This is a genomic window from Rhodococcus sp. NPDC056743, from assembly GCF_042790355.1.
GTDB lineage: Bacteria > Actinomycetota > Actinomycetes > Mycobacteriales > Mycobacteriaceae > Rhodococcus_F.
Genome location: NZ_JBHTZI010000014.1, coordinates 104,226 through 128,648, shown reverse-complemented (window position 1 = coordinate 128,648; position 24,423 = coordinate 104,226). Strand labels below are relative to the sequence as shown.

Genomic DNA, 24,423 nt, shown 5'->3' with positions numbered 1-24,423 from the left:
AACCGCGGCGGGACTTTCGCGTCTTCAGGGCTTATACGTGTACGGCCGTGTCGTCGGTGGACAGGCGGGTACCGGTGGTCGGGTCGAAGAGGTGCATACTCTCGGCTACGGGGAGCACGTCGAACTGCGCTCCGATCGGCGGCGCGGTGTTGCCTTCCTCTCGAATTACCAGCTCATGGCGCTTACCGTTGATGGTGGTGTGGCCGTACACAAATGCGTCAGCGCCGAGTTCCTCGACGACGTCGACGGTGACTGTGATTCCGCTCTCGACCCGCACAAAAGATTCCGGCCGGATGCCCACTGTGACATGGGGAGTCAGTGACGCGTCGGCGACGGATCGTGGAACGCGGTACGTCGTCCCGCCGAGTGACATTTCGCCGTCGTCGAGGTCGAGATCGATGAAACTCATCGCGGGTGAGCCGATGAATCCGGCAACAAAGATGTTGGCGGGACTGGTGTAGAGGCGGCGAGGTGTGTCTACCTGTTGGAGCACACCGTCTTTGAGTACCGCAACACGGTCGCCCATGGTCATTGCTTCGACCTGGTCGTGGGTGACGTACACGGTGGTGACACCGAGTCGCCGGGTCAGGGAGGCGATCTGGGTACGGGTCTGAACGCGCAGCTTGGCGTCGAGATTGGAGAGCGGCTCGTCCATCAGGAATACCTGAGGATTGCGAACAATGGCCCTACCCATGGCAACTCGTTGCCGCTGTCCACCCGACAGCGCCTTCGGTTTCCGATCGAGATACTGCTCGAGGTCGAGCACCCTCGCGGCTTCGAGGACTCGAGCTTCCCGCTCCTGCTTCGGGACCCCGGCGATCTTGAGGGCAAAGCCCATGTTTGCTCCCACGCTCATATGTGGATATAGAGCGTAGTTCTGGAAGACCATCGCAATATCGCGATGCTGAGGTTCCACGTCGGTGACATCACGATCACCGATCAGGATGCGACCCGAATCAACGGGTTCGAGTCCGGCAAGCATCCGCAGAGACGTCGACTTCCCGCATCCTGACGGTCCGACGAGGACAAGGAACTCTCCGTCTGCGATGTCCAACTCCAGTTGGTCGAGTGCGGGGCGATCGGTACCCCCGTATGAACGAGTTGCGCGGTCGAAAGTAACGCTGGCCATGATGAATTCCCTTCACGGGCAGGAACGTGCCCGACGATCCGAGTGAGTGGGCGAGAGTATCGCCTCTGCAACTGAACACGAGTCGGGTGAACGGAGTGTGTCCGTGTAGTAGATCTTGCGCAATACGTTTTAGTCACTTAGACTAAAACGTATGAACACGGTCAAGAACGATCTCGAAACTGTCGAGGCGGCAACAACCTCGACCGAGCTGTTCGGAAGTGCCACCGCGGATACGGAATTGCGCCGGCAGGCGAAGCGTCAATTCCATTGCCTGGTTGCTGCGGTCCATCCGGATCGGGCGCGGGCAGGTGATGTCGCGCGATGTGCTGCCGCAACTACTCGGCTGAACGAGTTGTACCGCAGTTGGCTGGCGGAATCGGAAGCAGTGCATTCCGCGGTGACATACGTCGGGGATAACGGCGAGTACGTGTTGGGTGATCTTGTTGCTCGGGGTTCAGTGTCGACGGTGTACCGCGCACAGGACCGATCTGGGGCACCTGTTGTTCTGAAGATCCCTCGCAGTCGGCGAGCAAACCTGCTGATGGAATCTGAAAGGTCGGCGCTCACCACCATCTGCGGGGCGCCTTACACTCCGACGCTGATCGACCGCATTTCGGCAGCCGACCCGGCTTCGGGGGAAGTGCGCCGGATCAATGTGCTCGATGATCGCTCTACCGGCTTTGTCACCCTTGCCGATGTGCGCCGCGCTTACCCGGACGGCCTCGATCCACGGGATTGGGCCTGGATGCACCGACGCCTGTTACGGGCACTTGCGGCAGCACATCAGACGGGGTGGGTCCATACCGCGATCGTGGACGAGAACGTGCTGATACAGCCCGATCTGCATGGAGTGGTGCTGGTGGGCTGGTCGTTTGCGACTCGTTCGGGGATGCGACCGGCAGCGAAGATCAGTTCCTGCCGAGATGCCTACCCGCCGGAACTTGGCGAAGTGTCTTCCCCGGGATGGGACGTCTACATGGCACATCGGCTGATGAACTCCATGCTCGGTGATCGAATTCCCAGTCGTATGAATACTTTTGCGCTGGGGTGTATGCAAGATAATCCACGGCTGCGACCTGACGCAGTCGACCTTCTCGGCGAGTTCGACGAACTCCTCGAGCTTCTGTACGGCGAACGTACTTTCCGGGCGTTCAGCGTCCCCGCAATCTGAAAGGCAGTGATCATCATGGGATATGGATACTGGGACGACAACACGTATCTGGCGGGCAAGACATTTCGTGCCGCACGCGGTGTCGACGATTTCGGGTACACGGATGCGCTCCGGTCGCGTCCGCGGAGCAGTTGGAAAGCAGATCCCACTCTTGATCCGTTCGGCGTAGACACTCGAGAGTGCCGAGATTCGAACGGGCACCCTGATTCTTTACCTATTGCAGTGCTTTTCGACGTCACCGGATCGATGGGCGCCGTTCCGCGCATCATGCAGGACAAGCTCGGGAAGCTGCACGGATTGCTGCAACGTAAGGGCTATGCAGATGATCCTCAGATTCTGTTCGGTGGGATCGGCGACGCGGATTCCGATCGGGTTCCGCTGCAGGTAGGGCAATTCGAGTCGGGCAATGCGATGGACGAGCAGCTGCGGACCATCTTTCTCGAAGGGAACGGTGGTGGTCAGAAATCGGAAAGCTACGAACTGGCAGCCTATTTCATGGCCCGTCACACACGCACCGACGCTTGGGAGAAGCGGGGACGCAAAGGTTATCTGTTCATCATCGGCGACGAATTGAACAAGCCGCGACTGTCGGGTCGTCACATTCGCGACGTCATCGGCGACAAGGTTCGACGGGACATTTCCGTTCCCTCGGTGTATCGCGAGCTGGAGGAAAAGTGGAACGTCTACTTCGTGTTGCCCAACCAGTCGTCGTATTACAACGATCCGGAGATCGCCGGCCACTGGACGGATTTGTTGGGGGAGCGTTTCCTCAAGCTCGACGATCCCGCGGCCGTGTGTGAACTCATTGCCCTGACCGTGGGGATCGGTGAAGACCGCATCGACTTGAATGACGGGTTGGCTGACCTGCGGGATGTGGGATCGACGGCAGAGGCCAAGACTGTCGGGCAGGCGCTGGCGAGAATCACGAAAAAGTCTCCCGCACGGGTGGCCGCCTTGCCGAGTGATCTCGGAACAGGCACGGATGACGTCGATTTCGACTGAAGGAGGACGGAGACTGAAGGAGGACACAATGGACGCTTTGGGTGATCGTGACATCGTTGTTGTCGACCTGGGCTTCGGTGACGCCGGGAAGGGCGCCACGGTCGACTGGCTCTGCTCACCACAGGCAGATCTTGATGTGGCGGTAGTCGTTCGGTTCAACGGAGGAGCGCAAGCCGCTCACAACGTCGTAAGCGGAGAACGTCACCACACCTTTTCGCAATTCGGATCGGGAACACTCAACGGCATTCCTACCTTTCTCTCGAAGTTCGTGCTCGTCGAACCGATCTCCTTGGCGAGGGAAGCGCGAGCGTTGGAAGCCATTGGCGTACAAGATCCATTCGACCTGTTGACCGTCGACAGTCGGGCATTGTTGACGACGCCGATTCACGTGGCGGCCAACCGGGCTCGTGAGGATGCGCGAGGTGGCAACCGGCACGGCTCGTGTGGCAAGGGAATCGGTGAGACGGCAGCGTATGCGCTCGGCCACCCTGACGCGCCGACCGTCGGAGACTGCCGACGACCGGATGCGCTCGCGCGCAAACTCGAGAACCTGGCAGAGTACTACGGGAGTTTGATCTCCGGCGGTCGTCACAGGTTTCCCGCACTAGTGGACATGGTCGACATGTACGCGGAATTCGCTGCGGTAGTGGATATTGTCGGACCTGGCGCGTTGGAGTCCGTCGGTGCCCGTGGTCGACTGGTCTTCGAAGGTGCGCAGGGTGTCCTCCTCGACGAGTGGCGTGGATTTCACCCGCATACCACGTGGTCGACGGTGGAGCCGTCCAATGCCCGCGCAATGATCGCCGAAATGAGCAGGGAGAGTTATGTGCTCGGTGTGACCCGCACGTACACCACGCGTCACGGTGCCGGGCCGTTTCCCACCGAAGACAGAGTGCTCGGGGCAGTCCTGCCGGAACCGCACAACGGCGTCGGCGAGTACCAGGGCTCATTTCGGGTCGGTCACCTCGACACAATGTTGTTGCGGTACGCGGTGGAGGTCAGTGGCGGCGTCGACGGGCTGGCTCTCACGCACCTCGACGCGCTGGAACGTGCAACGTCGGCGGGCACTCCGATTCAGGGTGTGGACAGGTACGACTGGTGCACGTCGATACCCGTCGGAAAGTGGAAGGATCTCGAACATCAGGCAGCGTTGACGGAAGCGCTGCGGGCCATGTCGACTGTGCGGCGGGAAGTTCCGGATGACGCCGAGCAATTCGTCGATTACCTCGGCAGCAAGATCGCGGTTCCGGTAGTGCTTACCTCGGACGGACCAGACCGGGCCGATCGTCGGCTTCGCGCCGGCGTGCCTGCATGATGGATGGCGTGGAACAGTCACTTGTCTCGATCGACGTCATCGCTCTGCGTTTCGGCAATCCGGAACCTGGCCACTTGCGATTTGCCGTGGCCGAGCGGCAGGCAGAGCCGTACACCGGGCAGCGTGCGTTGCCCGGTGTACTGCTCGGCGCGGGTGAACGACTCCAAGATGCGGCGCGGCGAGCGGTGACTACCAAGCTCGGGCTCCCCGACGACGCGATTCTTGCGAGCGGACAGTTGGCGGTGTTCGACGAACCCCACCGAGACCCGCGTGGTCCGACACTGTCGGTGACGATGTGGGCGATCATCACGCCCAGCGATGTGCCTACCGGTGACATCACTCCTGAATGGGTGAGCTGGGACAACCCGGGTGATCTTGCCTTCGATCACAATCGGATAGTTGCGGATACTCGGCAGATCCTGGCGGACTCTCTCTTGTGGCGCGATCAGGTTTTCACTCGGGCTCTGACCGGGGCGTCGTTTCCGGCGTCCTACGCGCTGGCCGTCGCCGAGGAACTCTCCGGCGCCCGCCCCGACCCCGGCAATCTCAACCGCACACTCAAATCCTTACCCGGACTGGAACGTACCGACGAGCGTGTGCGGGTCAGTGCAACGGGTCGCCCGTCGGTTGTGTGGCAGTGGAGCGCAGATACCTAGAAGTTTCCACGCTAGAAGTTTCCAGCCCTAGAAGTTTCCACGCAGCGCCTGCTCGCGCTCGATCGCCTCGAACAGTGCTTTGAAATTGCCCAAGCCGAAACCGAGTGATCCGTGGCGTTCGATGAGTTCGAAGAACACGGTGGGTCGATCGCCAATCGGCTTCGTGAAGATCTGCAGGAGGTAGCCGTCCTCGTCTCGATCGACGAGGATGCCACGTTTCTGCAGTTCTTCGATGGGAACCCGCACCTTGCCGATCCGGGCGCGCAGTTCCGGGTCTTCGTAGTACGACGCCGGTGTCGACAGAAACTCGATTCCTTCGGCAACAAGTGCGTCGACGGCGGTCAGGATGTCGGCAGTGGCGAGCGCTAGATGTTGGGCGCCTGGACCTTGGTAGAACTCCAGGTACTCGTCGATCTGTGATCGCTTCCTCGCGATTGCGGGTTCGTTGAGCGGAAACTTGACGCGGTGGTCGCCGCTGGAGACGACTTTGCTCATCAGTGCTGAGTAGTCGGTCGCGATGTCGCCACCGACAAACTCCGCCATGTTGGTGAACCCCATGACGCGCCGGTAGAAGTCGACCCACTCGTCCATCTTCCCGAGTTCCACATTCCCGACTACGTGATCGAGAGCTTGGAAGATTCGCTCGGGGGCGCCATCGCGGGCGACGAATGACGATGTGCGACTGACATATCCGGGCAAGTACGGTCCGTGGTATCCGGACCTGTCGACCAGAGTGTGCCGCGTGTCGCCGTACGTGGCGATGGTCGCCAATCGGACGCTGCCGTGATCGTCGGCAATGTCGTGCGGTTCGGCGACAATCCGCGCGCCCTGCGTGATGGCGTGCGCTATGGCTTTGTCGACATCGGGGACGTTCAAGGTGATGTCGCGGATACCGTCGCCATGGATGCGGTGGTGCTCGATCAACTCGCTTGCCGGGTCTACAGCTCCCTTGACGATGAAACGTACTGCGCCGCTTTCGAGTACAAACGCGTGGTGGTCGCGGTTGCCGGTGGACGGGCCCGAGTACGCCACCAACGTCATGCCGAAGGCGGATTGATAGAAGTGGGAGGTCTGGGTGGCGTTACCGACGATCCACTCGAGTCCGTCCCATCCGTGGACCGGAAAGGGATCCGAAGCGTCGTCGTATTCGATCAGTCCGACCAGTTGGCGTAGCTGCTCGAGATCGAGTCCGGCCAACCGTTCCTCGTCGGTGATGTGTTCGATGGTCATTTCGCGTCCTCCGGGCAGTGTCGCGGTGCGACAGATTCTTCCGATGCATGTAGCTAAGTCCGACGCGATGCAGCTAGTCAACGTGTGCGTTTTCTGCTAGTCGTTCCGACGGAATACGGCGAGATCCGTGGGGTTTTCCAGTCGCTGTGTATAGGTTGGAAGCTATGGCGGAATCGGTACGCGGTGCAGTGTCGATCGACGGTCTCGATCTGGCCCTGCTCGAAGCGATGCACACGCATCCGCGAGCGGGGGCACTCGAACTGTCGCGGGTGACCAGGGTTGCCCGGGCCACTGTGCAGGCCAGACTGCGCAGACTCGAGGACGGCGGAATCATCGCCGGCTACGAACCGCATATCGACTTGGCTGCAGCAGGTTTCGGTGTGCAGGCATTTGTGACTCTGGAGATTGCCCAGGGTGCACTCGATACCGTTACGGTCAAACTCGAAGCCATACCCGGTGTGATCGAAGCATTTGCGACCACGGGAACCGGTGACGTTCTGTGCCGAGTGGCGGCAGCGTCGCATCAAGGTTTGCAGCAGACCCTGCTCGACCTCAATCGCTCAGGAGTGGCCACCCGCTCTACGAGCGTCATGGTTCTGTCGGTAGTGGTGCCGTTTCGGGCGTTGCCGTTGCTCGAGACCCTCGAGGCTCGCAGTGGCACCAAGGCGCCCGCGTATCGGCAGTGACGTCTAGCGCAGGCGCTGACGGGCCTTGCTGCGGTGGCGGTCCACCGCGTCGTAGTTGCCGCACCGGGGCGAGCAATAGGCGCGTCTTCCATTGCGGCTCGTGTCCACAAAAACCTTCGAGCAACTCTCCCGGGCGCACGCGCCGAGTCTGAGCCCCTCGGACTCGACCAGAAAGAGCGAAAGGCTCCCGGCCGTCACGGCCATGATTCGTCGGACCAGATCGTCGTCGTCCCGCATGAAGTGCAGGTGCGGGCGTAGTCCGTCATGCGATGTCAGATGCATCCGGGTGGCTGAGCGGCCGAGAAGATCGTTGAGTTCCTCGCAGCGTCGCGTGATGTCCCGTTGTGAGAAGACAGAGTGTAGGCGTCGGCCCCAATCCAGAATTTCCTCGCGCGCGCCGGCGCTCACGTCAGGTCTTCTGATCTGGTGCGCGATAAACAATTCCTGCACATCGTCGCAGGTTGGCGCGGCCGTCTTCGTCATGTTGGCCAGGTCTGCAGCGAGCATGACTCCCGTCATGTTGTCATGGTTGAACTGCATTGACCCATTAAAGCATCGTGGTCCGGGTGCATCTCGTGACCTCCGCCATCGTCCCCGTAGTCATCCTGCTAGTTCTGGGCTTTGTCATCCGACAGAAATTTGTCCAGGACCACGGCTTCTGGCGAGGTCTGGAATGGCTGAATTACCACGTCTTCACGCCGTCACTGTTCATCAGTTCGATTGCCGTCACCGAGGTGAGGACTATGCCGGTGTGGCCGTTGTTCCTGACCCTGGCAGCGCCGCTCGTCGCAACCGCGTTGATGCTTGTCGGGTTGGGGCGCTTGCTGCGATCCGACGGCCCCCGCCTTACCTCGGTGGTGCAGGGCAGCATCCGCATCAACACGTACATCGGGCTGGTCTTTGCCTCCGCGCTCAACGGAGCCGAGGGCGTCGCGACCTTTGCTCTCTGCTCGGCCGTGGTGGTGCCCACGGTGAACGTACTGTGCATTGTCGTCCTTGCGCGCTACGGCGCTGGCGAAAAGATGGTCACACCAGGGCATATCGTCCGCGAGTTGGCGACCAACCCGCTGATCCTGTCCTGTCTGATCGGCCTTTCCCTGAGCGTTGCCGGTTTCTCGCTTCCCGATCTTGTCGGCGAAACTCTCGGCCTCCTGGCCTCACCCGCCCTCGTGACGGGAACTCTTGCGGTGGGGGCAGGACTTACGCTGCGTCTGCGTCTGCGGGACGTGGCCGACGTCGGACTGTCGTCGACATTGCGGCTGGTGGCGCTGCCGCTGCTCGTCGGTTCCCTGGCCGCTTCCATGGGAATCCAAGGGACTCTTCTGGCTAGTGTGATCCTGATCAGTTCGGTGCCGACTGCGCCTTCGGCCTACATCCTGGCCGGCCGGATGGGCGGCGACACCACACTCATGGCGTCGATAACCGGGGTTCAGACGCTCTTGGCTGGTGTGACCATGCCACTGATAGCGGTTATGTGAGCAGGCGCCGTTCTCTGCGGTCAGCGCAGGTTCTCGCGGCGGGCCATCGTGCTGCGCAAACCTTCGGCGGCTGCGCGCAGGACGGTCACCTGGGTTTCGGGCTTGAACCGACTGGTGGGACCGGTGACGCTGATGGCGGCCACAAGTTTGTCGTTGCTTCCGAAAACCGGGGCGGCTACACACGTGAGACCCGGCGCTGATTCCTCGCGCTCGAAGGCAACACCGGTTTCGAAGACCCGATCGAGTTGGGTGCTCAGGATGCCGGGCGCGACGATCGTGTGCGGGGTGCGTCGGGTCATCGGTGCCGCGAGCACTTCGCGCCGGAAATCCGGCTCCGAGTAGGCGAGCAATGCCTTGCCGATTGCCGTGCAGTACAGCGGAATCCGTCCACCCGTGCGCGAGGGGGAGTTAGCCTGGCGATGCCCGCCGATCTTGGCGATGTACACGACGTCGTGTCCGTCGCGTACACCCAGATGCACTGTTTCGTGGGTTCGCTCGTACAGGTCTTGCAGGAACGGCATCGCCATTTCCAGGAGGCTGCGCTCGAGCGAAGCGAGCATCCCGAGTTCGAACAGACCGCCGCTGAGGCGGTAGCCGCCCTCGACGCGGTCGAGTAACCGGTTCGCGACGAGTTCACCGGCGAGGCGGTGCACCGTTGCCTTGTGCAATCCGGTCCGCGCGACGAGCGTCGCGAGGGGCACGGCGTGGTCGTCGGGCCGGAATGCGCGCAGGATCGTCACGGCTTTACCGAGCACGGTGTCGAGGTTCGCGCCACCAGTCATTCGTCAATCGTATCGGTGAGTGAGACATCAACCTGGCGTAGTGGGGTGCAAGCCTGGAAAGTAGGGGTCATGAGCCAGCCCTCGAACTCCAGTACAGCGAGCGAGACCGACATCGCCGCTGCCGCGGATCGCCTCGCGACCGCCGCCGCAACCGGCGTGCCCTGCGCACCCGTGCGGGATCTGATCGGAAGTGAAGACCTTGTTGCCGCCTACGCCGTGCAGCGCCGCGTCGACGAAATCCGTCGCAACGCAGGTGCCGTCGTGGTGGGTCGCAAGATCGGCCTGACCTCGGTAGCGGTCCAGCAACAGCTCGGCGTCGATCAGCCCGACCTCGGTGTTCTGTACGCCGACATGGACTTCTCCGGCAGCGACTCGATCCCTATGGATCGCCTGATTCAGCCGAAAGTCGAGGCCGAGGTGGCCTTCGTGCTCGGCTCCGACCTCGTGGACGGACCGCTCGACAGCGCGCAGGTCCGCGACGCGATCGAGTACTCCGTCGCCGCGATCGAGATCTGCGACAGCCGCATCGAGTCCTGGGACATCAAGTTCGGTGACACCGTAGCCGACAACGCGTCGTCCGGCGTCTACGTCCTCGGAACCGAGCGCCGCACCCTCGCCGAGGTCGAACCCGCCGAGGTTGTCATGTCGATGAGCGTCGACGGTACCGAGGTATCCACCGGCGTCGGAACCGCCTGCTTGGGTGATCCGATCGAGGCAGTTGTCTGGCTCGCCCGCACCGCCCGTGAACTCGGTCAGCCGTTGACTGCAGGTCAGGTCATTCTCTCCGGCGCTCTCGGCCCCATGGCGCCGGTCGTAGCGGGAAATGTCGTCACCGTGAACGTATCCGGACTCGGTTCGGTCACCACAAGTTTTTCCAGCAAAGGGGACAACGCATGAGCAAGGTCAAGGTCGCGATCATCGGATCGGGCAACATCGGCACCGATCTGATGATCAAGGTGCTGCGTAATTCCGACCACCTGGAGATGGGTGCCATGGTCGGCATCGATCCGGCGTCGGACGGTTTGGCTCGCGCCGCGCGTCTGAACGTGCCGATCACGGCTGAAGGCGTCGAAGGCCTGGTCGGTCTTCCGAACTTCGACGAGATCGAGATCGTATTCGACGCGACGTCGGCAAAGGCGCACGTCGCCAACAACGCCCGCCTGGCACCGCTCGGCAAGCGCATGATCGACCTGACACCGGCTGCGATCGGCCCGTACGTCGTGCCGGCCGTCAATGCGGACGAGCACCTGGACGCACCTAACGTCAACATGGTGACGTGTGGTGGCCAGGCCACGATCCCGATGGTTGCCGCTGTTTCTCGGGTAGTTCCGGTGGCATACGCGGAGATCGTCGCGTCCATCGCTTCCAAGTCGGCCGGTCCCGGAACGCGCGCCAACATCGACGAGTTCACCGAGACCACGTCCGAGGCGATCGTGGCAGTCGGCGGCGCTCGCCGCGGCAAGGCCATCATCATCCTCAACCCCGCTGAGCCGCCGCTGATCATGCGCGACACGGTCTTCTGCCTCGTCGACGCCCCGGATCCGGCTGTTCACGACGAGATCCGTCAGTCGATCGAGAAGATGGTCGGCGACGTTTCGGCATACGTCCCGGGCTACCGCCTCAAGCAGGAAGTCCAGATCACCGAGATCCCGGCCGACCAGCCGGTCGAGACGTTGCTCGTCGACGGCAATCGCCCCACCCACCAGGTGTCGGTATTCCTCGAGGTCGAGGGTGCTGCACACTACCTGCCTGCCTACGCCGGCAATCTCGACATCATGACGTCCGCCGGAATGCAGATCGCGGAGCGCATCGCCCAGCAGAAGGAAGCAGCCAAGTGAGCAACCGTAAGATCTTCGTCCAGGACGTCACCCTTCGTGACGGCATGCACGCCGTTCGCCACCGCATTTCGCCGACGGACGTCAAGCGGATCGTCACAGCTCTCGACGCTGCCGGCGTCGACGCGATCGAAGTTGCGCACGGTGACGGCCTCGCCGGTGGCTCGCTCAACTACGGTCCCGGCTCGAACACCGACTGGGAATGGATCGAAGCAGCAGCCGAGGTGCTCGAGCACGCTCGCCTCACCACGCTGCTGCTGCCGGGTGTCGGCACGATCAGTGAACTCAAGCATGCCTACGACCTGGGCGTACGCTCCGTTCGCGTTGCCACCCACTGCACCGAGGCCGACGTCTCCGCGCAGCACATCGAGACCGCCCGCGAGATCGGCATGGACGTCTCGGGCTTCCTGATGATGAGCCACATGGCACCGGCCGAAGAACTGGCGAAGCAGGCCAAGTTGATGGAGTCGTACGGCGCGCACTGCGTCTACGTCACCGACTCGGGTGGACGTCTGGTGATGAACGACGTCGCGGATCGTGTTCGCGCGTACCGCGACATCCTCGACGACGGCACCGAAATCGGTATCCACGCGCACGAGAACCTCTCGCTCTCCGTTGCCAATTCCGTTGTGGCAGTGCAGAACGGCGTCACCCGTGTCGATGCATCGCTCGCCGGACACGGTGCCGGTGCCGGTAACTGCCCGCTCGAGGCGTTCATCGCCGTTGCCAACATCGAGGAGTGGGAGCACGGCTGCGACCTGTTCGCTCTGCAGGATGCTGCCGACGACATCGTCCGTCCGTTGCAGGACCGGCCGGTTCGCGTCGACCGCGAAACCCTCACGCTCGGCTACGCGGGTGTCTACTCGAGCTTCCTGCGCCACGCGGAGACCGCGTCGGAGCGTTACGGCATCGATGTCCGCACACTGCTGCTCGAAGCCGGCCAGCGCCGTCTCGTCGGCGGTCAGGAAGACATGATCGTCGACATCGCGCTCACCCTCGCTGCAGAGCGTGACCGCGAATCTGCCTGACGCTCACCAGCCGTCAAGCCAAAGGCGCTGCCGTCGATTCCGACGGCAGCGCCTCTTTGCTCTTCTGCCGTCCGGGTGCCCAGAATCCGAGAACGACCGCAGAAACCCAGATGATGACGGCCAAGGTCAACGCAGCTTGATTCATTCCTTCGATGAAGGCTTCGCGGGCGAAGTCCGCCAGTTGATCACCTTGTGGTCCGGCACTTTCCGCGATGTGCAGAGCCGCAGCCAGGGAACCCGAGACCGGTTCCTTGGCCGGTTCAGGCAGCACGTCGACGGCAGGTTGAACGTGCCGAGCGTACGTCGCGGCCAAGATGCTGCCCGCAAGCGCAACGCCTATCGCAGAACCGATTTCGCGCGTGACGTCGTTGATCGCCGACGCGACGCCCTGTTTGGCGTCCGGTGTGTTGGACACGATTGCGGCGGTGGCCGGTGTGGTGCACAGTCCCAATCCGATGGCGGCAACGATGAGGGGAATGCACACGTCGACATAGCTCGATCCCAACTCCAACCTGGTCACGAGTGCGATTCCGGTGCCGAGAAGCGCAATTCCCACTGCGGTGAGAATGCGGAGTCCGACGAGCGGGATCAGTAGCGGCGAGACTACGGACAGCGCCATGACCGGGACGGCCATCGGGAGAAGCGCGAGCGCCGATTGCAGCGGTGAATAGTCGAGCACGAGTTGCAGGTACTGCACGAGCATGAAGAACATGCCGAAGGTGGCGAGGAACTGAAGTACGAGTGATGTTGCGCTGCTGCCGAATGCGCGGTTGGCAAACAGTCCGACATCGAGAAGCGGATGGGCGGAACGCAATTCCACGAAGCTGAACACGACACCCATGGCGATTCCGCCGATCAGAAGTGCAAGAACCACGGGGTTCAACCAGCCGCGGACGGGCGCTTCGATCATGCCGAGGACAAAAAGGCCGATCGCCGCGGCAATCAGTGCGGTGCCCAGGAAATCCAGCGGAGTTGTCTCCTCGTCCTTCGACGACGCGATGGTGAACGAGGCCACCAGGATCAGTCCGGAGACGACGGCGAGGCTGATGAATATCGAATGCCACGACCACTTTTCGATCAGGAACCCGGAGATGACAAGTCCGGCGATGGCGCCCGATCCGGCCACACCGGACCAGACGCCGACAGCTCGACTGCGTTGGGTGGCCGGAAAGCCGGCGGTAAGCAGCGAGAGTGTCGCGGGCATGACAAATGCGGCGCCCACTCCGGAGACGACCCGGGAGGCGATGATCCACGACGGTTCGTCGATGAAGACGGGGATCGCGCTGCCTGCCGCAAAGACGACCAATCCGAACATCAGTAGTTCACGTCGGCCGTAACGGTCACCGAGCGCGCCGGCAGCCAGCAGCAGGCAGGCGAGCACGAGTGTGTAACCGTCGACGATCCAGGTGAGCTGTGTTTGGGTGGCGCCGGTGTCACGGGCTATGTCGGGCAGTGCGGTGTTGAGTGCGGCCATGGCTGCGACGACCAATGCCACCGCGCAGCACGAGACTGTCAGCATCCAGATCTGCCGCGGCGTCCAGGTGCTCTGTTCGATCTCCGTCTGACTGGTCACGAAGCCTCCCCATAGAAACAAGACCATCAGTATCGTTGGGAGAATGGTAGTTCCACAACCCCCGATTGGGTATAACTGTGGTTGTGACAACGGTTGACGCAGATCGGCAGGCAGCAGACGAGGATCCGCGCAAACTGCGATCCCGGACTCGATTGCTCGACGCTGCAACAACACTTCTTGCCGAAGGCGGAGTCGATGCGGTCACGATCGACGCCGTCACCAAGCTCGCGAATGTTGCTCGCGCGACGTTGTATCGGCATTTCGACAGCGGCACCGAGTTGGTGGCCGCGGCGTTTGCGCGACTGCTGCCGTCCGTGCCTGCGCTGTCGGGAGAGGGCGATCTGCGAGCCCAGCTGCTCGAGCTTCTCACCAATCAAGCCAAGGCGATCGAGAGCGCTCCTATCCAGGTCACAGCGATGTGCTGGCTCGGTTTGGGACCGGATCTGACCGGCTACTCGAGCACGGCGGCGCTGGCCGAGCGGCAACCGGAGATCCGGTCGCTGCGACAGATGATCATCGAGCAGTACCGGGACGCGTTCGACCGGGTCTTGCGTACGCCCGAGGCAATCGAGGAGTTGGGGGAGTACGACTACGACGTTGCGCTCGCGCAGCTGGTCGGTCCGTTGGTGCTCACCAAATTGGCAACGATGACGCCGTTGGGAGAATCAGCGTGTGCGCAGATCGTCGACGATTTCCTCGCTGCTCGACGCGCGTGAGTCAGCTACGGTTCGAGATTGCGTCGTAGCACGTACTGCTCCAGGCGGTCGATGCCGCGCACGCGCCGCGGCCGGAGGTGGCGGAGCTTGAAATTGTCGTCGTCGCTCACCGCTGCGGCCAATTCCGAGTCGATCAGTACCGTGCCGGGGCGCGCGGAACTGGTCAGCCGGGCAGCTTTGTTGACCACGGACCCGTACAGATCGCCGAAACGGACGAGTGTCGGACCCATGGCGAGCCCCACTCGCAGTTGTGGATCGTCGTGGTCGGCGAGCACGGCGCTTTGAATCTGCAAGGCGATTTCGGCGGCGTGATGAGGGCTTTCCACGGCGAACATCACCTCGTCGCCGACAGTTTTGACGACCCACCCGAAGTTGCGGCCGATGATTTCGGTGGATGCGGATTCGAAGCGTTCGAGCAAATCGTTCAGTTCGGTGGGGTCGAGTCCTCGGGTCAGTGAGGTGTATCCGACGATGTCCGCAAAACCGACGACCAAGATCCGGCTGGAGAATTCTTCTCCGGGATTTCCGACGTTCCGACCCGTCGACGACGCGACGTGCCGCTTCCACACATAGGTCTGGAGCGATTCGACAGCGGGGATGATCTCGGCGCCGAGCCGCAGAATTTGCTTGCGGATCGCCTCGGGGTCGTCATCTGCGGACTCCGTCAACTGATCGACGATATGAGTGCCGATGATCGAGACCTGCCATTCGGCGAGACGCGACATCGATTGGCCCAGCGCGCGTGCCGCAGCGACTTCGCCACTGCGCGAGATGATTCCACGATCGACCATTCTGATGATGCCCTGCAAGGCATCGGCGTCCTGTTGGGTGAACATGACGGCGTCCGGGTCGTCGTTGATGGCAAAACCCATCGCGACCCACAGTCGATCTGCACGCTCACGGGAAACGCCCGCGAATTCGGCGATCTGAGATTGCGTGTAACACCGCGGACCACCGAGGAGGAATTCTTCGACATCGGACTGAATACGGCTGAAGGTGGGAGCGTCGAAACCACTTCGGGACAGTGAAATGCCGGGTTCGGTGCCCTCGTCGATCGGTGCTGATTCCGAACTGTTCACTGTGCTCCTTGCGTCCCATGTTCTGTGTTTCCGACACTATCTTTCACGTGCGCTCTGCCGAACAGTACTGAATTCGGCGAACCTGACAGGCGGTGAGCGGGAACGCGTCGGTGCCCTGTGCAAGAGTTGCCCCGAGAAAAGCTATACCGACACTCTCGAAAGGATTTGCGCATGCCACCCCGTAGACGTTCCGGCGCTACCGCATCAACGCCGGATCACCTCACTGCGGAAAACTTGGCAGCTCTCGCCACGGCAGTCGCCGAAGGCAAACGCGCCACCGTATACCTACGCGAGGCAACACCCAGCCTCGGCATCGACGCAGGCACGTCCGCGAAGGTGGTGTCGGTGGACGGAAACACCGTGCTGATTCGCCCCAAGGGCGTCAATGACGAATTGCCTTTCGAGGCAGAGGAATTGCGCATCAACCGCGTGGCGTCCACACCCCCCAAACCCGCGCCCCGCCCTAAACCAGTTGTGGAGTCCGAACCGCTCATGGAACCACTCGTCGAAACTCGGCCGAAGCCCCGAACCACGCCGGCCCCTTCACCCGCTCCGGTCGCTGCGCCCACCGCGACTCCGGCGCCTCGCCCGGCGGTCAAGCGTGCCAAGAAACTGCCGCCGGGAGTCAGCGTCACCATCCACGCCGGCGCCGACAACGACTGGAGCGTCACCGTCACGTTGGGGGCCAAGCGGCCGGGCAAAGCGGTTCCCGTGGCACCCGACGCTGTTGAGCGTGCCATCCGCGAACTGGGTGAGCCGACGGCCATCGAGGCCGTTGAATCGATCATCGTGGAGGCTCGCGACGCCGCTGCCGCCAGGGTGGACGAGCTCAGCCGTCAACTCGACGAAGCACGCAAGATGCTCGAGGCGCTGGGAACCAACGAGTAACTCTCCTGCGTAGGTGCCGAGTTTCCGGGGTATGCGATTTGTGCAGCGGGGACTACTCGGCGGGGAGTGTGTGATGTTGCAGAGAATCATTTCCGTATTGGCAGCGGTCGTAATTGCACTGGGACTCGGGTTGGTGGTCAGTGGGACGGCCGTTGCCGCGGCAACACCCCTCGGCGGGGGCAGCGGCATCATCATCAGCGGCGAGACGATATGTACGTTGACAACGATCGGGCGTGACAACGGCGGTCGGCTGGTGGGAATCACCGCAGGTCACTGTGGTGGACCCGGTTCGACGGTTGTTCCAGAGGACGACGAGGGAGCCGGGGTCGTCGGCACCTTCGTCAAGTCCAATTCAGAGCTCGACTATGCGATCATCGAGTTCAATCCGGCAAAAGTAACGCCCGTTCGGACCGTCGACAGTGCAACCATCACGTCGATCGGACAGCCCGCGAGCTTCCCAGCCATCGCCTGCAAAGAAGGTCGCACAACAGGGCAGACGTGCGGCGTCGTGTGGGGAAATCTGAGCGCCGACGCTCAGACCTGGACCCAGGTGTGTGTTGACCACGGCGATTCCGGAGCCCCCGTCACTGTCGGAACCACATTGGTGGCGATGGTGAACGCCTACCTGTACGTGCCGTGCCTGGGGCCGGAACTCGGCACCAACATGTCCTCGATCATCGCGGATATCAATTCCGATGGAGGCGTCGGTGCCGGGTTCCAGCCGATCTAGGTCGGTGCGCTATCTGGACTCGGTGCGGTATCTGTACGGCTTCAGCCGCACACTGCTCCACCTGACGCTGATCCCACCAGCTTGGTGTACTTCGCCAGCACGCCGCGCGTGTAGCGCGGGGGCAACGGCTCCCAACCTTCTTTGCGGGCAACCAGTTCCGCGTCGTCCACGAGAAGTTCCAGCAGACCGGTACTGACGTCGAGCCGGATCTGATCGCCGTCACGAACAAACGCGATAGGTCCGCCGTCCACAGCCTCCGGCGCGACGTGCCCGACGCACAGGCCGGTGGTTCCGCCGGAGAATCGTCCGTCGGTCAGCAGCAGGACGTCTTTACCCAGGCCCGCGCCCTTGATAGCGCCGGTAATGGCCAGCATCTCGCGCATTCCGGGTCCGCCCTTGGGGCCTTCGTACCGGATCACCACAACATCGCCGGCGGTGATGGTGCCGTCCTCGAGCGCGTCCATGGCGGCCCGTTCGCGTTCGAAAACGCGTGCAGTACCGGTGAATACGTCGGACTCGAAGCCGGCGGACTTGACGACCGCGCCGCCGGGAGCCAACGAGCCCTTGAGGATCGTGATGCCGCCGGTCGGGTGAATGGGCTTGTTCATCGCCCGCAGAACCTTGCCGTCCGGATCGGGTGGGGTGATGTGCGCCAGATTTTCCGCCACGGTCTTACCGGTGACCGTCAGGCAATCGCCGTGCATGAGACCGGCGTCGAGCAACGCCTTCATGATGACGGGAACTCCGCCGATGCGGTCGACGTCGGTCATGACGTGTTTTCCGAAAGGCTTCACGTCGGCGAGATGCGGAACCTTGGCTCCGACGCGAGCAAAATCGTCGAGCGTCAGCGGGACATACGCTTCGTGTGCGATCGCGAGGAGATGAAGCACCGCGTTGGTGGAGCCACCGAAAGCCATGACCACCGCTATCGCGTTCTCGAACGCTTCCTTGGTGAGAATGTCGCGGGTGGTGATTCCTCGGCGAAGGAGTTCGACGACGGCTTTGCCGCTCTCGCGGGCGAACCCGTCGCGGCGACGGTCCGGCGCCGGCGGCGACGCGCTGCCGGGTATCGACATGCCCATGGCCTCCGCAGCGCTGGCCATGGTGTTTGCGGTGTACATGCCGCCGCACGCACCCTCGCCCGGGCAGATGGAGCGCTCGATGATGTCGACGTCTTCGCGGCTCATCAACCCGCGGGAGCACGCACCGACAGCTTCGAAGGCGTCGATGACGGTGACTTCGCGTTCAGTGCCGTCGGACAGTTTTGCGACACCAGGCAACGTGGAACCGGCGTAGAGGAACACGCTGGCGAGGTCGAGGCGAGCCGCCGCCATGAGCATGCCCGGCAGTGATTTGTCGCAGCCGGCGAGAAGGACCGAACCGTCGAGGCGCTCGGCCTGCATGACGGTTTCCACACTGTCCGCGATCACCTCTCGAGAGACGAGGGAGAAGTGCATACCTTCGTGACCCATCGAAATACCGTCGGAAACGGAGATGGTGCCGAATTCGAGGGGGAACCCACCGCCCTCCCGGACACCTTCCTTGACGGCTTTGGCCAGGCGGTCGAGGGAAAGGTTGCAGGGGGTGATCTCGTTCCACGATGAGGCGACGCCGATCTGCGACTTGACCCAGTCGTCGTCACCCATTCCTACTGCGCGCAACATGCCTCGCGCTGCGGTCTTTTCCAGTCCGTCGGTGACGTCACGACTTCTGGGCTTGATGTCGGGTTCGGTCATTTTCCAAGCATAGGCTCCGCCTGAACCAACTTCCGGGCTACTGGCGAAGGCACGCAGGCGAAGCCTGGGTGAACATCGCGAAGCTCTCTTGAACATCTGTTCAGAAGTGGATTCACTCCTAGCGTGCACACGAATGCCTTTGATCGAATAACCAGACGTGGCCTCCTGCAGAGTTCGGCAGCGCTAGCCGGTGCAGTGGGCCTCGGTGTCGCCTCGGCCAACCGCGCGAGTGCCGAGGTGCCTGTGGGCTTCAACCACGGAGTTGCGTCCGGTGACCCGCTGCCGGACGCGGTGATCATCTGGACGCGCATCACTCCCACGGCGGATGCAACCCCGGGTTCCGGAATCGGGCCCGCAGTGACGCTGAACTGGCAGGTCGCGACCGATGAGGGGTTCGCGACTGTCGTGGCGTCGGGAAGTGTCGTCGCGTCGGCGGCGTCGGACCACACGGCCAAAGTCGATGTGACAGGCCTCGATTCGTCCACTACGTACTGGTACCGATTCGCCGCCGGTTCGGTGCTCTCACCCACCGGACGGACTCGCACCGCTCCGTCGAATTCGGCGGACATCGATCGGATGCGCTTCGGAGTTGTCTCCTGTTCCAACTGGGAGGCAGGATATTTCGGTGCCTATCGTCATCTCGGGTTCCGGGAGGACCTCGACGCGATCATCCATTTGGGTGATTACATCTACGAATACGGCCAGGGCGAATACGGCGCCAAGAACGGATCGGTACGACTGCACGAACCGGCACACGAGATCATTTCCCTGGCGGACTACCGAATCCGGCACGCGCAGTACAAGACCGACCCGGACCTTGCCGCTCTGCATCTGAAACTGCCGTTCATCGCTACGTGGGACGATCACGAATCGGCCGACAACGCGTTCCGGGACGGCGCCGAAAACCACACTCCCGGCGTCGAAGGCGAGTGGGCGAATCGTAAGGCCAACTCGGCCAAGGCCTACTTCGAGTGGATGCCGGTTCGGCCCTCCGGCAGTGGTTCGAACGTTCAACTGTACCGGCGGTTCCGCTTCGGAAACCTGGCCGAAATCTCGATGCTGGATCTGCGCACGTACCGCGACGAGCAGCCCACATTGCGTCAGGTCGACGACCCGAACCGCACCATTACCGGACGCGCGCAAATGGATTGGCTCACCAGCGGTATCGTCACCTCGCCGGCGCAGTGGAAGATCGTCGGCAATCCCGTCATGATCACGCCGTGCGTGTTTCCACCGCTTGAACCGGCCACCACTGCGGCACTGACCGAATTGGTCGGCCTTCCCCAGGCGGGCTACCCGTACAACACCGATCAGTGGGACGGGTACACCGCCGACCGCACGCGACTGTTCGACGCCATCACCGCGAACAACGTTGACAACACGGTCTTCATCACCGGAGACATTCACACGTCGTGGGCGTGCGACCTGCCCACCAACGCCGCCAACTATCCGGGTGGACCGACCGTCGGCGCGGAGTTCGTTGTTCCGTCGGTGACCTCTCCCAACATCGACGACATGTTGAAGGTGCCGCCGCGCACCGTTTCCCTTGCGGCGGAAGAAGCGTTCAAGGCGGTCAATCGCCACGTTCGGTACGTCGAACTGGATTCGCACGGCTACGGTGTATTCGACATCGCCCGCGATGGTACCCAGATGGATTGGTACTACGTGGACAACGTCACCGATCCACAGAGCAACGCCCACTACGCAACCAGTTACCGGCTGCCTGCCGGTGCCGGAAGCAGGGTTGCGCCGTCATTCAGTCCGCTCGACCCGAACTCGTACCGACCAGGAGTCAACCAGTGAGCCTCGAACTCTCGCGCCGCAACGTGTTGATCGGCGGAAGTGTATTTGCGGGAACAGCTTTGCTCGGTGCGCCGGCGAATGCGGGCGTACCTACAGGTGGCGGACTACCTGACGTCGACGTCTACGTCTTGGTTGTCGACGGTATGCGCCCGGACGAACTGCGAGCGGATCTCACACCGATGCTGACCGGTCTGGCCGCTGGTGGTGTTCACTACCCCAATGCCAGCGCGATCAACATCGCCGAGACACTTCCCAACCACACGGCGATGATGACCGGCGTGTACCCCGCGCGTTCGGGTGTGCCGGCCAATTCCGTCTACGACCCGGCGATCGACAAGAAGCGTGATCTCGACCGGGCGTCGGATCTGCAGACGTCGACGGTCCTCGACCGGGTGCGCACCGAACTCGGATTGACCACTGCGAGTGTGCTGTCCAAGCAATATCTGCACGGGTTGTTCGGTGATCGCGCGTCCGTCGTCTGGGATCCGCAGCCACTACTTCCCGGCACCGAGCATGCCCCGGACAATTTCACGATCGACGCGTTGACTAGGATCGTCGGCGAGAGCTCACCGCGGTTGTCGTTCACCAACCTCGGCGACGTGGACCGTGTTGGTCACCTTGACCTTTCGGGACCGTCGATTCGGATCGCGCGTACCGCCGCACTGCAGAACACCGACAATCAGGTACGACGCTTTGTCGACTTCCTGCACAGCACCGGACGGTGGAATCGAAGCGTCCTCATTGTGCTGGCCGATCATTCGATGGACTGGTCGGAGCCGACGCGTCTCATCGGACTGGATCGTCCGCTCAACGCAGATCCGTTGTTGTCCGGAAAGATCCGCATCGCGCAGAACGGTGGCGCCGATCTGATCTACTTCGTGGGACCGGATCAGGAACGGGCCGAGGCTGTCCGACGCATTCAGGAAATTGTCGGCGCTGTCGACGGCGTCGAATCGAGCCATCTTCCAGGGGAATTCAATCTCGGAGACAATGCCGGTGATGTTGTTGCGTTCTGCGCGCAAGGGTGGCGTTTCAGTGATCCGACACCGCTGTCCAACCCGATTCCGGGTAACCACGGCCACTCGGTGACGCTGCCGATTCCGTTCTTCCTCAGCGGTGGTCACCCGGCACTCGACGGCGGTCGCCGCGTCGATACTCCGGTACGCACGATCGATGTGGCACCGACAGTCGCTGCGCTCTTCGGTCTTCCGGCACCGGCCGGAGGGTGGGACGGCGCCGCTCGCACCGCGGGTGTTCAGGTAGGTGTCTAGCGGCGGTCAGTAGCATGACGAGGTGACGATCAACCGCAGTCGCAAAGCCCGGTACGCGCGCAAACGTAAACGCCGGATGGACAGCACGACACACGACCTCAGCGCAGAGCAGTGGGCCGCACTCAGATCCTCGTGGGACGGGTGCGCCTACTGCGGCGCGCAGGACGTACCGCTGCAACGTGACTGTGTTCTGGCGATCTCGCGCGGCGGTCGTTACACGCTCGACAACATTGCGCCGGCCTGCGCGTCGTGCAATGCCAGCAAGTGCAACAGCGAAGTCACACTCTGGCTGCGTCGCAAAGGGTACGACGAGAAGTCGTTCCTACTCCGTCACGCCGAGATCGGTATCGCGCTGAGAGCGCGTTTCACGGAGACGGAACTTCTCTAACGTGGATCACGGCCGGTGAGTGCCATCAACTTGTCCTGCAGAGACGAGTCGTCGGGAACCTCGACCGGGGCGGCAAACAAACCACTTTCGGCAAGCATGTCGCGCTGGCCGTCGAGATCGGACCAGACGGCTTCGACGAGCGTCTGATCCAGCCGATCGTCCGCACCGACGGCTCGCGCCAGATCCCACGCGTGAATCGTGACGTCAGAGGTCTGCTGACGCAGATACGGCTCCATGTTCACCGTGCCGTAGGACAGATGAACCTGCGTATCGAGATTGGTCGACTTCCAGGCATTGATCGCGGCCTCGGAGTACTTCTGCCATTCGGTCCACAGATCGTCGCCCACCGGAACGATGTCCGGTGTCGCTTCGCCCACCGTCAGCCCGGACAGTAGAGGTGGCACCCACTGTTGCTCCTCGATCACATGACGAACCAGGTGTTCCACCTGCCAGTCGGAATCGGGAGTGGGCGCAGCCCAGTCCTCGACCTGAGCGAGTCGTGAACCGAATTCACGGTGGGCAGTGAGCACAAGTTCGAGCCAATCGAATTCCACACTCGAGGGTAACCCGATTTCGGCGGGCTCAATCGGGGTTCTCGAATTTGCTGTCGGTGGTGATGGCTAGTCTCCTCGAGTATGAGCGAAGTTGTGTCACCAGCCGCGGCGCGCCGCATCGCGCTTGCAGCTCAGGGGTTCGGCAAAGCGCACCCCGCCACGGTGACGCGACGCAACCTGATCGGGGTAATGGACCGATTGCAGGTGCTGCAAATCGATTCGGTCAACGTTTTCGAGCGCAGTCACTACCTGCCGATCTACGCGCGCACGGGTGCGTACGACAAGTCGAGACTCGATCAGCTCGCCTTTGCACCCGGATCGGGATACCTCGAATACTGGGGTCACGAAGCGACGTTCCTACCCATCGACATGTGGCCGCTTTTCCGTTGGCGAATGGATCAGTTTCGGGAAAAGGCCCTCGCAGACAAGGACGGATGGGCGTCCGAGCGTCTTGACTTCCTCGAGTGGCTGCGCAGCGAATTACGCGACAACGGGCCGATGGCGGCGAGCGAGGTCGAGCACGACGCGAACAGGCGTCGCGGTCCGTGGTGGGGCTGGTCGGACGTGAAATTCGGCCTGGAGACCCTGTTCCGGTGGGGTGAGGTGGTATCGGCTGGTCGAGCGGGGTTCGAACGTCGATACGCACTCGCCGAGCACATCTTGCCACCGGCAATCCTCGACGCCAAGGTCGAGCGGCCGGACGCGATCCGTGAGCTCGTATTGCGGGGAGTGAAGGCACACGGGCTTGGCACTCTCGACGATATCGCCGACTACTTTCGGCTACCAAGCGCAGAGACAAGAGTTGCATTGCACGAGCTCGAAGACGTCGGCAGCGTGCGCCTCGCCTCCGTCGAGGGATGGGAGCGTCGAGGAAAACCGCGGGAGGTGTGGATTGATCCTCAAGCCAAGCGGCCCAGGGCAATTCGAGCTGACGCTCTGTTGTCACCTTTCGATCCCGTGGTGTGGGCGCGTGATCGAGCGTTGCGACTCTTCGACTTCCACTACCGGATCGAGATCTACACCCCGGCGCACAAGCGTGTTCACGGCTACTACGTGCTTCCGGTTCTGATCGACGACAAGATCTGTGCCCGAGTCGATCTCAAGAACGACCGGCAGAACCGTCGGCTGCTCGTCCGCTCCGCGTGGGCAGAACCCACCGCGGACACCGATACTGCGCCTCGACTGGCGGAGCTCCTTCGCAGAACTGCACAGTGGCAGGGATGCGGCACCGTAGAGGTGGAGGACAAAGGCACGCTGTCTCAGGAATTGTCCGCCGCGATGAGAGCGGTGCCGGACAACGCGTACGACACAGCGCACACGCACTGAGTGCGCCGCCCCGACGTGGGGAGGCGCACTCAGTGATGGTTACGTGA

At 62.3% G+C, this 24,423-nt stretch carries 24 protein-coding genes; 16 read left to right on the top strand and 8 right to left on the bottom strand.

The window, feature by feature from the left end; translation table 11 throughout:
* Positions 1 to 31: 31 nt before the first annotated feature.
* Positions 32 to 1,129 carry an ABC transporter ATP-binding protein gene (locus tag ACFRFQ_RS28490; protein ID WP_378664963.1) on the bottom strand — a complete coding sequence of 366 codons (1,098 nt, stop codon included), beginning with the start codon at positions 1,127 to 1,129 and terminating at the stop codon, positions 32 to 34.
* A gap of 151 nt (positions 1,130 to 1,280) precedes the next feature.
* On the opposite strand from ACFRFQ_RS28490, the gene ACFRFQ_RS28485 reads away from it, so the two are divergent.
* Genes ACFRFQ_RS28485 through ACFRFQ_RS28470 form a run of 4 tightly spaced genes read left to right on the top strand, consistent with a single transcriptional unit; the run spans position 1,281 to position 5,273 of the window.
* Positions 1,281 to 2,300, top strand: a complete 1,020-nt coding sequence (locus tag ACFRFQ_RS28485) for a hypothetical protein (RefSeq protein ID WP_378664962.1) — start codon at positions 1,281 to 1,283, stop codon at positions 2,298 to 2,300.
* Positions 2,301 to 2,315: 15 nt separating this feature from the next.
* The gene (locus ACFRFQ_RS28480; RefSeq protein WP_378664961.1) at positions 2,316 to 3,302 is read left to right on the top strand and encodes a hypothetical protein; all 987 of its coding nucleotides are present in this window, start codon (positions 2,316 to 2,318) and stop codon (positions 3,300 to 3,302) included.
* Positions 3,303 to 3,330: 28 nt separating this feature from the next.
* Entirely contained in the window at positions 3,331 to 4,617 is a 1,287-nt protein-coding gene (locus ACFRFQ_RS28475) for an adenylosuccinate synthetase (RefSeq protein WP_378664960.1), read from the top strand.
* Positions 4,614 to 5,273, top strand: a complete 660-nt coding sequence (locus tag ACFRFQ_RS28470; protein ID WP_378664959.1) for an NUDIX hydrolase — start codon at positions 4,614 to 4,616, stop codon at positions 5,271 to 5,273. The genes ACFRFQ_RS28475 and ACFRFQ_RS28470 overlap by 4 nt, the downstream gene beginning before the upstream one ends.
* Positions 5,274 to 5,300: 27 nt before the next feature.
* Here the strand turns inward: ACFRFQ_RS28470 and hppD are convergent, their stop codons facing one another.
* Positions 5,301 to 6,503, bottom strand: a complete 1,203-nt coding sequence (hppD, locus tag ACFRFQ_RS28465) for a 4-hydroxyphenylpyruvate dioxygenase (protein ID WP_378664958.1) — start codon at positions 6,501 to 6,503, stop codon at positions 5,301 to 5,303.
* A 164-nt stretch (positions 6,504 to 6,667) separates the two neighbouring features.
* Here hppD and ACFRFQ_RS28460 point away from each other — a divergent pair, with 164 nt between their 5' ends.
* Complete coding sequence (locus tag ACFRFQ_RS28460; RefSeq protein WP_378664957.1) at positions 6,668 to 7,189, top strand: Lrp/AsnC family transcriptional regulator; 522 nt, start codon at positions 6,668 to 6,670, stop codon at positions 7,187 to 7,189.
* 3 nt (positions 7,190 to 7,192) lie between these two features.
* Here ACFRFQ_RS28460 and ACFRFQ_RS28455 read toward each other — a convergent pair whose 3' ends face one another.
* Complete coding sequence (locus ACFRFQ_RS28455) at positions 7,193 to 7,708, bottom strand: CGNR zinc finger domain-containing protein (RefSeq protein ID WP_378664956.1); 516 nt, start codon at positions 7,706 to 7,708, stop codon at positions 7,193 to 7,195.
* Positions 7,709 to 7,755: 47 nt separating this feature from the next.
* Here ACFRFQ_RS28455 and ACFRFQ_RS28450 point away from each other — a divergent pair, with 47 nt between their 5' ends.
* Positions 7,756 to 8,667 (top strand): AEC family transporter, encoded by a 912-nt coding sequence (locus ACFRFQ_RS28450; RefSeq protein ID WP_378664955.1) that lies wholly within the window; start codon positions 7,756 to 7,758, stop codon positions 8,665 to 8,667.
* A 20-nt stretch (positions 8,668 to 8,687) separates the two neighbouring features.
* On the opposite strand, the gene ACFRFQ_RS28445 is transcribed toward ACFRFQ_RS28450, so the two are convergent.
* A complete protein-coding gene (locus tag ACFRFQ_RS28445; protein WP_138870406.1) occupies positions 8,688 to 9,449 on the bottom strand; it encodes an IclR family transcriptional regulator in 762 nt (253 codons plus the stop codon).
* Between the two features lie 69 nt (positions 9,450 to 9,518).
* Here ACFRFQ_RS28445 and ACFRFQ_RS28440 point away from each other — a divergent pair, with 69 nt between their 5' ends.
* From ACFRFQ_RS28440 to dmpG, 3 genes are read left to right on the top strand one after another with little or no spacing between them, the layout of a single operon-like run.
* Entirely contained in the window at positions 9,519 to 10,346 is an 828-nt protein-coding gene (locus ACFRFQ_RS28440) for a 2-keto-4-pentenoate hydratase (protein ID WP_138870405.1), read from the top strand.
* Entirely contained in the window at positions 10,343 to 11,287 is a 945-nt protein-coding gene (locus ACFRFQ_RS28435; RefSeq protein WP_378664954.1) for an acetaldehyde dehydrogenase (acetylating), read from the top strand. The genes ACFRFQ_RS28440 and ACFRFQ_RS28435 overlap by 4 nt, the downstream gene beginning before the upstream one ends.
* Positions 11,284 to 12,312: a 4-hydroxy-2-oxovalerate aldolase gene (dmpG, locus tag ACFRFQ_RS28430; protein WP_138870403.1), complete on the top strand. Its 1,029-nt coding sequence runs from the start codon at positions 11,284 to 11,286 to the stop codon at positions 12,310 to 12,312. The genes ACFRFQ_RS28435 and dmpG overlap by 4 nt, the downstream gene beginning before the upstream one ends.
* 13 nt (positions 12,313 to 12,325) lie before the next feature.
* Here the strand turns inward: dmpG and ACFRFQ_RS28425 are convergent, their stop codons facing one another.
* On the bottom strand, positions 12,326 to 13,912 hold the full coding sequence (locus tag ACFRFQ_RS28425) for an MFS transporter (RefSeq protein WP_378664953.1): 1,587 nt from the start codon (positions 13,910 to 13,912) through the stop codon (positions 12,326 to 12,328).
* A gap of 56 nt (positions 13,913 to 13,968) precedes the next feature.
* Here ACFRFQ_RS28425 and ACFRFQ_RS28420 point away from each other — a divergent pair, with 56 nt between their 5' ends.
* Positions 13,969 to 14,601: a TetR/AcrR family transcriptional regulator gene (locus tag ACFRFQ_RS28420; protein ID WP_378664952.1), complete on the top strand. Its 633-nt coding sequence runs from the start codon at positions 13,969 to 13,971 to the stop codon at positions 14,599 to 14,601.
* Positions 14,602 to 14,606: 5 nt separating this feature from the next.
* Here ACFRFQ_RS28420 and ACFRFQ_RS28415 read toward each other — a convergent pair whose 3' ends face one another.
* On the bottom strand, positions 14,607 to 15,680 hold the full coding sequence (locus ACFRFQ_RS28415; protein WP_378664951.1) for an adenylate/guanylate cyclase domain-containing protein: 1,074 nt from the start codon (positions 15,678 to 15,680) through the stop codon (positions 14,607 to 14,609).
* A 171-nt stretch (positions 15,681 to 15,851) separates the two neighbouring features.
* Between ACFRFQ_RS28415 and ACFRFQ_RS28410 the strand changes: the two genes are divergently transcribed.
* Both ACFRFQ_RS28410 and ACFRFQ_RS28405 read left to right on the top strand, forming a co-directional pair.
* Positions 15,852 to 16,568 (top strand): DUF6319 family protein, encoded by a 717-nt coding sequence (locus ACFRFQ_RS28410; RefSeq protein WP_378664950.1) that lies wholly within the window; start codon positions 15,852 to 15,854, stop codon positions 16,566 to 16,568.
* 73 nt (positions 16,569 to 16,641) lie between these two features.
* Positions 16,642 to 17,298 carry a serine protease gene (locus tag ACFRFQ_RS28405; protein ID WP_378664949.1) on the top strand — a complete coding sequence of 219 codons (657 nt, stop codon included), beginning with the start codon at positions 16,642 to 16,644 and terminating at the stop codon, positions 17,296 to 17,298.
* Positions 17,299 to 17,339: 41 nt separating this feature from the next.
* On the opposite strand, the gene ilvD is transcribed toward ACFRFQ_RS28405, so the two are convergent.
* On the bottom strand, positions 17,340 to 19,034 hold the full coding sequence (ilvD, locus tag ACFRFQ_RS28400) for a dihydroxy-acid dehydratase (protein WP_378664948.1): 1,695 nt from the start codon (positions 19,032 to 19,034) through the stop codon (positions 17,340 to 17,342).
* Between the two features lie 123 nt (positions 19,035 to 19,157).
* Here ilvD and ACFRFQ_RS28395 point away from each other — a divergent pair, with 123 nt between their 5' ends.
* The 3 genes from ACFRFQ_RS28395 (at position 19,158) to ACFRFQ_RS28385 (ending at position 22,496) form a co-directional block, all read left to right on the top strand.
* A complete protein-coding gene (locus ACFRFQ_RS28395; RefSeq protein ID WP_378664947.1) occupies positions 19,158 to 20,837 on the top strand; it encodes an alkaline phosphatase D family protein in 1,680 nt (559 codons plus the stop codon).
* Positions 20,834 to 22,108, top strand: coding sequence for an alkaline phosphatase family protein (locus tag ACFRFQ_RS28390; RefSeq protein WP_378664946.1), 1,275 nt, complete (start codon positions 20,834 to 20,836; stop codon positions 22,106 to 22,108). The genes ACFRFQ_RS28395 and ACFRFQ_RS28390 overlap by 4 nt, the downstream gene beginning before the upstream one ends.
* Positions 22,109 to 22,184: 76 nt before the next feature.
* Positions 22,185 to 22,496, top strand: coding sequence for an HNH endonuclease (locus ACFRFQ_RS28385; RefSeq protein WP_378664999.1), 312 nt, complete (start codon positions 22,185 to 22,187; stop codon positions 22,494 to 22,496).
* Here the strand turns inward: ACFRFQ_RS28385 and ACFRFQ_RS28380 are convergent.
* Positions 22,493 to 23,050 (bottom strand): TIGR03086 family metal-binding protein, encoded by a 558-nt coding sequence (locus tag ACFRFQ_RS28380; RefSeq protein WP_378664945.1) that lies wholly within the window; start codon positions 23,048 to 23,050, stop codon positions 22,493 to 22,495. The two genes, ACFRFQ_RS28385 and ACFRFQ_RS28380, sit on opposite strands and share 4 nt — an antisense overlap.
* A gap of 81 nt (positions 23,051 to 23,131) precedes the next feature.
* Here ACFRFQ_RS28380 and ACFRFQ_RS28375 point away from each other — a divergent pair, with 81 nt between their 5' ends.
* Positions 23,132 to 24,376 (top strand): winged helix-turn-helix domain-containing protein, encoded by a 1,245-nt coding sequence (locus ACFRFQ_RS28375; protein ID WP_378664944.1) that lies wholly within the window; start codon positions 23,132 to 23,134, stop codon positions 24,374 to 24,376.
* The last annotated feature ends 47 nt before the right edge of the window (positions 24,377 to 24,423 follow it).

What these genes read in the sequence shown, in the direction of transcription:
- ACFRFQ_RS28490 (WP_378664963.1), bottom strand. Translation starts at nt 1,129, where the DNA reads ATGGCCAGCGTTACTTTCGACCGCGCAACTCGTTCATACGGGGGTACC.
- ACFRFQ_RS28485 (WP_378664962.1), top strand. Translation starts at nt 1,281, where the DNA reads ATGAACACGGTCAAGAACGATCTCGAAACTGTCGAGGCGGCAACAACC.
- ACFRFQ_RS28480 (WP_378664961.1), top strand. Translation starts at nt 2,316, where the DNA reads ATGGGATATGGATACTGGGACGACAACACGTATCTGGCGGGCAAGACA.
- ACFRFQ_RS28475 (WP_378664960.1), top strand. Translation starts at nt 3,331, where the DNA reads ATGGACGCTTTGGGTGATCGTGACATCGTTGTTGTCGACCTGGGCTTC.
- ACFRFQ_RS28470 (WP_378664959.1), top strand. Translation starts at nt 4,614, where the DNA reads ATGATGGATGGCGTGGAACAGTCACTTGTCTCGATCGACGTCATCGCT.
- hppD (WP_378664958.1), bottom strand. Translation starts at nt 6,503, where the DNA reads ATGACCATCGAACACATCACCGACGAGGAACGGTTGGCCGGACTCGAT.
- ACFRFQ_RS28460 (WP_378664957.1), top strand. Translation starts at nt 6,668, where the DNA reads ATGGCGGAATCGGTACGCGGTGCAGTGTCGATCGACGGTCTCGATCTG.
- ACFRFQ_RS28455 (WP_378664956.1), bottom strand. Translation starts at nt 7,708, where the DNA reads ATGACGGGAGTCATGCTCGCTGCAGACCTGGCCAACATGACGAAGACG.
- ACFRFQ_RS28445 (WP_138870406.1), bottom strand. Translation starts at nt 9,449, where the DNA reads ATGACTGGTGGCGCGAACCTCGACACCGTGCTCGGTAAAGCCGTGACG.
- ACFRFQ_RS28440 (WP_138870405.1), top strand. Translation starts at nt 9,519, where the DNA reads ATGAGCCAGCCCTCGAACTCCAGTACAGCGAGCGAGACCGACATCGCC.
- ACFRFQ_RS28435 (WP_378664954.1), top strand. Translation starts at nt 10,343, where the DNA reads ATGAGCAAGGTCAAGGTCGCGATCATCGGATCGGGCAACATCGGCACC.
- ACFRFQ_RS28425 (WP_378664953.1), bottom strand. Translation starts at nt 13,912, where the DNA reads ATGGTCTTGTTTCTATGGGGAGGCTTCGTGACCAGTCAGACGGAGATC.
- ACFRFQ_RS28410 (WP_378664950.1), top strand. Translation starts at nt 15,852, where the DNA reads ATGCCACCCCGTAGACGTTCCGGCGCTACCGCATCAACGCCGGATCAC.
- ACFRFQ_RS28405 (WP_378664949.1), top strand. Translation starts at nt 16,642, where the DNA reads ATGTTGCAGAGAATCATTTCCGTATTGGCAGCGGTCGTAATTGCACTG.
- ilvD (WP_378664948.1), bottom strand. Translation starts at nt 19,034, where the DNA reads ATGACCGAACCCGACATCAAGCCCAGAAGTCGTGACGTCACCGACGGA.
- ACFRFQ_RS28385 (WP_378664999.1), top strand. Translation starts at nt 22,185, where the DNA reads ATGGACAGCACGACACACGACCTCAGCGCAGAGCAGTGGGCCGCACTC.
- ACFRFQ_RS28375 (WP_378664944.1), top strand. Translation starts at nt 23,132, where the DNA reads ATGAGCGAAGTTGTGTCACCAGCCGCGGCGCGCCGCATCGCGCTTGCA.